Source organism: Pseudomonadota bacterium (assembly GCA_030860485.1).
In the GTDB taxonomy this organism is placed as follows: domain Bacteria; phylum Pseudomonadota; class Gammaproteobacteria; order JACCXJ01; family JACCXJ01; genus JACCXJ01.
Map to the genome: position 1 here is coordinate 1 of JALZID010000182.1, position 8,803 is coordinate 8,803.

Here is an 8,803-nt window from a genome sequence, read left to right on the forward strand (position 1 = left end):
AGACTAGAAACGCGTCCGACATGGGCGCGGAGCAAAACCATTTGTGCCCGATAAGTGCGTACTCGCCGCCCGGGCCGCCAGCGCCAAGTGGCTGTGCGCGGGTGGTGTTGGCCCGTAGATCGCTACCACCTTGGCGCTCGGTCATCGCCATGCCAAAGAGGGCGCCGCGCTTCCGCGGTGCCGGCAGACAGCGCGGGTCATAGTCGATCGATAAAACCCGAGGCTCCCACTCCGCCGCCAGCTCAGGCTGCACGCGTAACGCTGGAATCACGGCAAAGGCCATCGTGATCGGGCAGCTCGCCGCAGACGCTCACGGGTTTAGCATAACGTCGGGCGACCGTGACCACCGCGCGCAGCACCCACAGCACCGCAGGGTGCAGGCTATCGTAAAGCCTCGCCACATTCGGGTTGTTTCTGTCCACGGCAAGCAGATATTGCGTGAGATCATTGGTGCCAATAGAGAAGAAATCAACGTGCCGGGCGAATCCCCGAACTTGATAGATCGCCGATGGCACCTCGATCATCATGCCCACCGGCGCTTCTTCGTTTCGACATCGTGGACTCCTCCTTCCCAAAAGGTGAAGTGTCCACGAAACGGGGTCAACTCCAATCCTACGTTTGCTGCCCTGGCCAAATCCATGTATTGGGTGGGGGCATGAATATGAATGGGATCATACACCCTCGGCCAGGCCGTCTCTCTTTTATATACACTATGATCAGAGGAGACAGATTGGGCACCGCCTTTCTAGTCACTCTGGTCACTTTAATTGCCGACGTTGCGGTGCCTCCCCCCAAGGCCGTCGCGACAACCATGCGTTGTTCGAAGTCGATGGCGGGTACAGGCTTCCCAGGATGTAAGTCGTTCCAGAAATCAGCCCACCTTTCAGCATCCTGAATCACAGTGTCCAGGGGATAAGAGATCGTCTTACCGCCCTCAGGTTCTGGGATCACCGTAAACTCGACACTCTCTTCCTGAGTAGCTTGAGCTGAGCGGGCAGGAAATATAGGCCGAAGATCAGGATAGGAACAATGAAATCCCTGTAAAGATCGCGCTGTGCCACTGAACGTGGTGAACCTAATTGGTCTCGTGAAATTTGGATTGCCATACACCCTCCTCCTATACCTAGACACCGATACCTGAAAGTTGATTAGACAGAATGCGAAAGTAGTGTGCTAGGCAGAATCGGCCTATTGCACCGGATGCGGACTCTGTGTAGCATGGCACGTTCCTGCTTTACTGCGGTTCTCCGCACCGTGCGCCCTCGTCAGGTAATTCAGTCTGGCACTGCCGCCAAAATGGCGCCAGATCGCCGATACGGATCCGCCGCCGGGCATGCGGGCGTGCTTGCATGCGGCCTCGGCCGCTGGTAACACGCTACCGGATCTGCGCACGGTAGCAGCTCGCCGCCGCGAGGCCGGCGGTCATGAGGGATCGGACGCGATCGATCAACGGTCGAGCTCATGGCCCAGCACACCACCGGCAATGGCACCGGTGGTCGTGAGCAGCGGATCACCACCGCTCAGCTCGTGCCCCAGCACGCCGCCCAGAACGCCGCCGAAGATGATCGGCAGGGACGAGTGGCCGCGACGGTAGTACCGGCCGCCATAGCCGCCGCCGTAGCCGCCACCGCGGTAGCCGTAGTAGGGACGATAGGCCGCCGGCGCAGGAGCATGGTATTCACGGTAGTAGTGGTGATGCTGGCGGTACACCGGGCGCGGCGGCGGGGGTGGATAATAAAAGTGGTCGTGGTGCCTGCCATGGTGGTGACCGCCGTGGTGGCGCCGATGTTTGCGCCACCCATCATCATCATCGTTATGACTCGCCGCCGACAGGGCCATGAGCGCGACCGCGAGGACGGTACCGACCCATGCAGAAGTCTTCATGCAAAATCTCCTTTTCAGTTGTTCGATTGGGCTGTAAGCTACTCTTACGCGCCGCAGTCTAGCGCCGCAGTCTAGCGCCCCACCCTGAATCCCAAGCTGAACGACCGATGCAGCCGAGCGATGCCCGCGGACCCGCGGCGACGACCGACTTCCTGGTGATCGGCGGGGGCATCATCGGATTGTGTCTGGCCTTGAACCTCAAGCGGCGCTACGGCGACTGCACGGTGACGCTCATCGAGAAGGAGAAGAGCTGCGGCTGGCACGCCAGCGGGCGCAACAGCGGTGTCCTGCACGCCGGCTTCTACTACGGCCCGGACTCGTGGAAGGCGCGCTTCACCCTCGACGGGAACCGTGCCCTCAAGGACTACTGCCGGGAACGCGGCATCCCGGTCAACCTCACCGGCAAGCTGGTCGTCGCCCGCGACGAAGCCGAGTTGCCGGGCCTGCATGATCTCTTGAAGCGGGGCCAGGCCAACGGGGTCCCGCTGGATCTCGTCACCGAGGAAGAGGCACGCCGCATCGAACCCAGGGTCAAGACCTGCGGCCAGGCCCTCTACTCCCCCGAGACCGCGACGCTCGACCCTAGACGCGTGGTCGCCGCCTTCGCCGCGGACGCAGAGGCGGCCGGCGTGGTTCTCTGTCCTTCGACAGCGTATCTCGGTCGCCGCCAAGGCACAGTCCTGACCACAGGCGGCGCCATCGATTCCGGCCACGTCGTCAACGCCGCCGGGCTCCACGCCGACGCTGTGGCGCGCGACTTCGGCTTCTCGCAGGACCACGCCATCCTGCCCTTCAAGGGCCTGTACCTGTGCTCTTCGGAGCCGGCCGGGTCGCTCAAGACCAATGTCTACCCCGTGCCGGACCCCGCCTATCCCTTCCTGGGTGCCCATTTCACCCTGGGCCCCGAGGGCGGGGTGACCTTGGGCCCGACGGCTGTCCCGGCCTTGTGGCGAGAACAGTATCGGGGATGGGGAGGTTTCAACCGCGGTGAGCTCCGCGCGGTGTTGCGCCTCGGCTATCGCCTGTGGCGCAGCGATCCGAGCGGCTTTACGCGCCTCGCCCTGTCCGAGCTGCGACGTTGCTTGAGGCCCTACCTCGTACGCGAGGCCGCGCGCCTCGTCGACGGGGTGCGGGCCGAGCACTTCCGCGTCTGGGGCGAGGCCGGCATCCGGGCCCAGCTCGTCGACACCAGGACCGGTCGACTCGAGCCCGACTTTCACTTCGAGGGGGACGAACGCTCGTCGCATGTCCTTAACGCCGTTTCGCCCGCCTTTACCTGCGCGCTGCCGTTCACTGCCTATCTGGTCGATCGGATCCCGGGGCGCGGCGCCTGGCAGCCCGCTCGGCCGTTTGACAGTTCATCGGCGGGCAGGTAACTTCGTCGTTTTTACCTCTCGCGGCCGCACTGGGCCGGACGCGGCCTCGACGGATCCAGCGCGCTCGTGACCCAACTGAACGCCCATTTCCCCCGCATCGACCGCCTGCCCCCGTACGTCTTCAGCACCGTCCACGAGATCAAGATGGCCGCACGTCATCGCGGCGAGGACGTGATCGACTTCGGCATGGGCAACCCCGATCAGCCCACGCCCCGCCACATCATCGACAAGCTCTGCGAGGTGGCGGCACGCGAGGACACCCACCGCTACTCGGTGTCGCGCGGGATCCCGAGGCTGCGCCGGGCCATCTGTAACTGGTATTCGCGTCGCTACCGGGTCACCTTGGACCCCGAGACCGAGGCCATCGTCACCATCGGCTCCAAAGAGGGGCTCGCGCATCTCGCCATGGCGGTCGTCGATCACGGCGATACGGTCCTGGTGCCGAACCCGGCTTACCCCATCCATCCCTTCGGTTTCGTCATCGCCGGGGCCGACGTGCGCCATGTCCCGAGCGGACCCAGGATCGATTTCTTCGCGGAGCTGGAGAACGCCATCCGCGGCTGCTGGCCGCGCCCCAAGCTCCTATTCCTCAACTTCCCGAGCAACCCCACCACCGAGTGCGTCGAGTTGGCATTCTTCGAGCGGGTGATCGAGATTGCGCGCCAGCACGGCATCTGGGTGGTGCAGGACCTGGCCTATGCGGACCTCGTGTTCGACGGCTACGTGGCGCCGTCGATCCTGCAGGTGCCGGGCGCCAAGGATATCGCGGTCGAGTTCTTCTCCCTGTCGAAAAGCTACAACATGCCGGGCTGGCGGGTCGGGTTCATGGTCGGAAACCCGACCCTGGTGAAGGCCCTGGCGAGGCTCAAGTCGTACCTCGACTACGGCACCTTCACCCCCATCCAGGTGGCCGCCATCGCCGCCCTCGACGGGCCCCAGGACTGTCTCGACGAGATCCGCGAGACGTACCGCCGACGGCGCAACGTGCTATGCGACGGGCTGAACAGCATCGGTTGGCCCGTCGAGAGACCGCGCGGGACGATGTTCGTCTGGGCCCCGATCCCGGAGCCCTACCGCCGGCTGGGGTCGCTGGAGCTCTCGAAGAAACTGCTCCTGGAGGCCAAGGTGGCCGTGTCTCCGGGCATCGGTTTCGGGGACTACGGCGATGGCTTCGTACGCTTCGCGCTCATCGAGAACGAGCATCGCACCCGCCAGGCGATCCGCGGGATCCGCGACCTGCTCAAGAAGGACCGGGTCGTCGAGGTCCGAAGCGCCGAGGCCTCTTAGGCCCGGATCGGGGAGACGAGCGGTGAACCCGGTCAAGGTCGGACTCCTGGGGCTGGGGACGGTGGGCGGCGGGACCCTGCGCGTCCTGCGCCGCAATCAGGACGAGATCAGCCGTCGCGCCGGGCGTGCCATCGAGATCACCTGCGCCAGCGTCCGTGACCTCGACAAGCCGCGCGACCTCGGGCTCGACGGCATCGTACTCACCCAGGACCCGACGGCGGTGGTCGACGACCCCGAGGTGCGGATCGTCGCCGAGCTCATCGGCGGGCTCGAGCCGGCGCGGACGCTCGTCTCGCGCGCCATCCACAACGGCAAGCACGTGGTCACCGCCAACAAGGCGCTCATCGCCATCCACGGCAACGAGGTCTTCGAGGCCGCCCAGGCGCGGGGCGTCATGGTCGCCTTCGAGGCCGCGGTCGCGGGCGGCATCCCGATCATCAAGGCGATCCGCGAGGGGCTGGCCGGGAACCGCATCGAATGGCTCTGCGGGATCATCAACGGCACCGGCAACTTCATCCTCTCGGAGATGCAGAACCGCGGGCGCGATTTCGCCGGCGTGTTGCGCGAGGCCCAGCGCCTCGGCTACGCGGAGGCCGATCCGAGCTTCGATGTCGAGGGCATCGATGCCGCCCACAAGCTCACCATCCTGGCCGCGATCGCCTTCGGTATCCGGCTCCAGTTCGACCGGGTCTACACGGAGGGGATCACCCGGGTCACCCGTGCCGACATCGACTACGCCGACCAGCTCGGGTACCGGATCAAGCACCTCGGCATCGCCCGGAACACGGGGGCGACCATCGAGCTTCGGGTCCACCCGACCCTCATCCCCAAGCGCCAGTTGCTGGCGAGCGTCATGGGCGTCATGAACGCCGTGCTCATCAAGGGCGACGCCATCGGCCCGAGCCTCTACTACGGCGCCGGTGCCGGAGCGGAGCCCACGGCCTCGGCAGTGGTCGCGGATCTTGTGGATGTGGTCAGGACGCTGACCTCGGACCCGGAAAACCGGGTCCCCCATCTCGCCTTCCAACCACACGCACTATCGGACCTCGGCGTGGCCCCCATGGAAGACGTGCGGACCGCCTATTATCTACGCATGAGCGCCGTCGATCGGCCGGGGGTGCTGGCCGACATCACGCGCATCCTGGGAGATCGGCAGATAAGCATCGAGGCGATCCTGCAGAAGGAGCCCGCGCCCGAGGAGCACCATGTCCCCATCATCTTTCTCACCCATCGGATACAGGAACGGGCCATGAACGACGCGATCGCACGCATCGAGGCGCTGCCCGCGATCAAGGGCGCCGTGACCCGCATCCGCCTCGAGACCCTGGAATGAGCTACCACGGGATCATCGAACGCTACCGCGAGCGCCTGCCGATCGCCGCGGGCACGCGCATCGTGAGCCTGGGCGAGGGCGACACCCCGCTCTTGCGACTGCATCACATCCCCGCCCTCCTCGGCAAGGACATCGCCCTGTACGTCAAATATGAAGGCCTCAATCCCACGGGCTCGTTCAAGGACCGCGGGATGACGATGGCGGTCACCAAGGCCGTCGAGGAAGGCAGCCGCGCCATCCTGTGCGCCTCCACCGGGAACACCTCCGCCTCCGCCGCGGCCTATGCCGCGCGCGCCGGGATCCGCGCCTTCGTGTTGATCCCGGAGGGCAAGATCGCGCTCGGCAAGCTCGCCCAGGCCGTCCTGCACAGGGCGCTGGTCATGCAGATCCAGGGGAACTTCGATGTCGGCATGCGTCTCGTCAAGGATGTCGCGGTTCGTCTGCCGGTGACGCTCGTCAACTCGGTCAACCCGTATCGCCTGGAGGGTCAGAAGACCGCGGCCTTCGAGGTGATCGAGGCGCTCGGCCGCGCACCCGACTTCCACTGCCTGCCGGTCGGAAACGCCGGCAACATCACCGCCTATTGGATGGGCTACCGGGAATACCACGGGCACGGCCTGGCCCGGAGCCTGCCCCGCCTATGTGGTTTTCAAGCGAGCGGCGCCGCACCCTTCGTGCGCGGCCACCTGATCGACCACCCGGAAACCGTGGCGACCGCGATCCGGATCGGCCACCCGCAATCCTGGGACCTGGCCTTTCAGGCGCAAGCCGAGTCCGGCGGTTGGTTCGATGAGCTGTCCGACCCCGAGATCCTGGCGGCCCAAAGGCTTCTTGCCGAGCAGGAAGGGATCTTCTGCGAGCCCGCCTCCGCGGCCTCGCTCGCCGGTGCGATGCGGGACGTGCAACGCGGCAAGATCCCCCACGGAAGCCTGGTCGTCTGCACCTTGACCGGCCACGGCCTCAAGGACCCCGACATCGCGATCGCGCAGTCGTCGGCCCCGCCCTTGAAGATCGAGGCACGCCTAGCGGAGGTGGAACGGGTGATCGCGGAGGAGATCGGGCGATAGGAAAAGCGCAGGCCGTCGCTCAAGATAGGGAGCTCCTGATTTCCCTCCCCTGCGATAGCGGGGGAGGGAGCCAGCGTAGCCCGGATGCAGCGAAGCGGGAACCGGGAAAACACGGTCGGCCAGCTCGCGAGCGATCGACAGGGGTGATCTCGACATCATAGCCTTTGGGCAGCGTAGCCACAGGCGTTCGCATCCGAGACGATGCGGCAGGCGTAGACGTCCCTGCCCACGACGTTTTGATTTCGGAATAGTCGGGTGTAAGACTTGTCTGAGACGAGATTAGTTTCTACGGAGGGCAAGACGGTGGATGAAAACATGCTGTTGCAGCGGATTACGGTCGACCCAACAATTTTCGGCGGCAAGCCGATCATTCGCGGATATCGGTTGGCGGTTGAGCATGTCCTGGGCATGCTAGCCGCGGGAGATACGGCGGAAACCATCTTGGAAGGTTACCCGTGGATGGAGAAGGAAGACATCCTAGCGTGCCTGACCTATGCGCATCGGCTGGTGGGTCATGAGCGTGTCGAACCTCTGATCGTTGAACCAGCCGAGTGAGGATACTGCTAGACTCGTGTGTCTGGGGCGGCGCCCGCGAGACTTTGGAGGATGCAGGGCACGACGTCGTCTGGAGCGGAGATTGGAAGCAAGACCCCGGCGATTCGGAAATTTTAGCGATCGCCCATCGTGAGGGGCGTATCCTCGTGACATTGGACAAGGATTTTGGCGAACTTGCGTTGGTGTACCGGGTCCCTCACTGCGGCATTTTGCGCTTGGTGAATTTTCCTGCCAGGCAGCAGGCGATCGCATGCCTCAAAGTGCTTGAATTGCACGGTGACGAATTGCGGCAACGGGCGATAATCACGGCAGAACCAGGGCGCTTGAGGATCCGTCTGGCAGAAAGCGGGGCACAATAAGGAAGAATGGTTATGATCCAAGTCGTTATGCGAAATGTCGAGACGCTTATTAACGGCAAAGAACCGGCGATATTTGTCCAGCAATAATGTGTGGTTTTGTCTGAGAGGCAAGAAGCATCACGTCTATTGTCCTGTCATTGAAACCGTCCTTGCCGATACAACCGCAGACTTATGTTTCAGTCCGCTGGTGGAATTGGAGTGCCTGGGTCCTCCACGCGATAGATCACGATACAGGTGTCGAGATAAAGCAGCATGGTCAATCCCAGGCATTGCGCTCTGCTTGTATCTGAGCTTCGATTGCTCGGCCGTCAGCCGCATGGCGTCGGGTAAGCGGTTCTGCCGCAAGAAAGCCAGTACGCTGGCGGCGTTGCCTTGTCCAGGGTGCTCACTCGACTCCACGCGTTCCAAAGCGTGATCAATACCTGATGGACGCCTTTCAAGTGAACGTCCTCGGTAAAGTGGATCTTTCCTTGTGGGTCGAGGGTCGCTTCCAAGGTTTGAAACATCATGGCTTCTCCACAGGGATTCAGGGATCTTACTCGCGATAACTTTTTGGGTTCGCACCTCCCGCAACCTGCACGGGCCGGTCATCGCCAGTCAACCAGAACCCACACGGCCAGTGCGGCCTCGGCGCGCTCGTTGGTGCTAACTTTGTCGGCGATTAAACTGACAGGTCTCATGAGATCAACGGCATCTACGGTGGTGATGTCAAGCTAGCGAAAGGACGGCGTTCGAACTGAAGCTCGCCTTTCCAAACGGCTTCGAAGTCCGCTAACCCAGGTTTAACAGGCTATCCCCCTTTTTCGTGACTTTCTGCGAATAAACTTCAATAGAATCAACGGACGGATCTGGAAATGCTGTTTGTAGTGCCATAATATTGTAGTAAGGTATTGATTTCCGCGCAGCTCCTGGTAGGCTGCAGGCATGTTCATCCGACGTACG

The 8,803-nt window shown here is 63.3% G+C and carries 7 protein-coding genes and 2 pseudogenes; 6 read left to right on the forward strand and 3 right to left on the reverse strand.

The genetic code is table 11. The features are described 5' to 3' along the window. The 3 genes and pseudogenes from M3461_09955 to M3461_09965 form a co-directional block, all read right to left on the reverse strand. Window positions 1–307, reverse strand: a pseudogene (locus M3461_09955) (DNA alkylation response protein). Then, window positions 294–536: pseudogene (locus tag M3461_09960) on the reverse strand (phosphoenolpyruvate-protein phosphotransferase PtsP). Before M3461_09960 ends, M3461_09955 begins: the two co-directional pseudogenes overlap by 14 nt. 910 nt (window positions 537–1,446) lie before the next feature. After that, window positions 1,447–1,884, reverse strand: a complete 438-nt coding sequence (locus M3461_09965) for a hypothetical protein (GenBank protein ID MDQ3774660.1) — start codon at window positions 1,882–1,884, stop codon at window positions 1,447–1,449. Between the two features lie 107 nt (window positions 1,885–1,991). Between M3461_09965 and lhgO the strand changes: the two genes are divergently transcribed. The 6 genes from lhgO to M3461_09995 all read left to right on the forward strand — a co-directional run bounded on the left by lhgO (window position 1,992) and on the right by M3461_09995 (window position 7,861). Beyond that, complete coding sequence (gene lhgO, locus M3461_09970; GenBank protein MDQ3774661.1) at window positions 1,992–3,260, forward strand: L-2-hydroxyglutarate oxidase; 1,269 nt, start codon at window positions 1,992–1,994, stop codon at window positions 3,258–3,260. 75 nt (window positions 3,261–3,335) lie between these two features. Then, the gene (gene alaC / locus M3461_09975; GenBank protein MDQ3774662.1) at window positions 3,336–4,547 is read left to right on the forward strand and encodes an alanine transaminase; all 1,212 of its coding nucleotides are present in this window, start codon (window positions 3,336–3,338) and stop codon (window positions 4,545–4,547) included. A gap of 22 nt (window positions 4,548–4,569) precedes the next feature. Further along, a complete protein-coding gene (locus M3461_09980; GenBank protein MDQ3774663.1) occupies window positions 4,570–5,880 on the forward strand; it encodes a homoserine dehydrogenase in 1,311 nt (436 codons plus the stop codon). Further along, a complete protein-coding gene (thrC, locus tag M3461_09985; GenBank protein MDQ3774664.1) occupies window positions 5,877–6,947 on the forward strand; it encodes a threonine synthase in 1,071 nt (356 codons plus the stop codon). The genes M3461_09980 and thrC overlap by 4 nt, the downstream gene beginning before the upstream one ends. Window positions 6,948–7,250: 303 nt before the next feature. Continuing rightward, window positions 7,251–7,502 carry a DUF433 domain-containing protein gene (locus tag M3461_09990; protein ID MDQ3774665.1) on the forward strand — a complete coding sequence of 84 codons (252 nt, stop codon included), beginning with the start codon at window positions 7,251–7,253 and terminating at the stop codon, window positions 7,500–7,502. Continuing rightward, on the forward strand, window positions 7,499–7,861 hold the full coding sequence (locus M3461_09995; protein MDQ3774666.1) for a DUF5615 family PIN-like protein: 363 nt from the start codon (window positions 7,499–7,501) through the stop codon (window positions 7,859–7,861). Before M3461_09990 ends, M3461_09995 begins: the two co-directional genes overlap by 4 nt. Window positions 7,862–8,803 lie beyond the last annotated feature (942 nt).

Bases quoted from the DNA above. Each gene is read 5' to 3' on its own strand.
- thrC (MDQ3774664.1), top strand. From the start codon at position 5,877: ATGAGCTACCACGGGATCATCGAACGCTACCGCGAGCGCCTGCCGATC.
- lhgO (MDQ3774661.1), top strand. From the start codon at position 1,992: ATGCAGCCGAGCGATGCCCGCGGACCCGCGGCGACGACCGACTTCCTG.
- M3461_09965 (MDQ3774660.1), bottom strand. From the start codon at position 1,884: ATGAAGACTTCTGCATGGGTCGGTACCGTCCTCGCGGTCGCGCTCATG.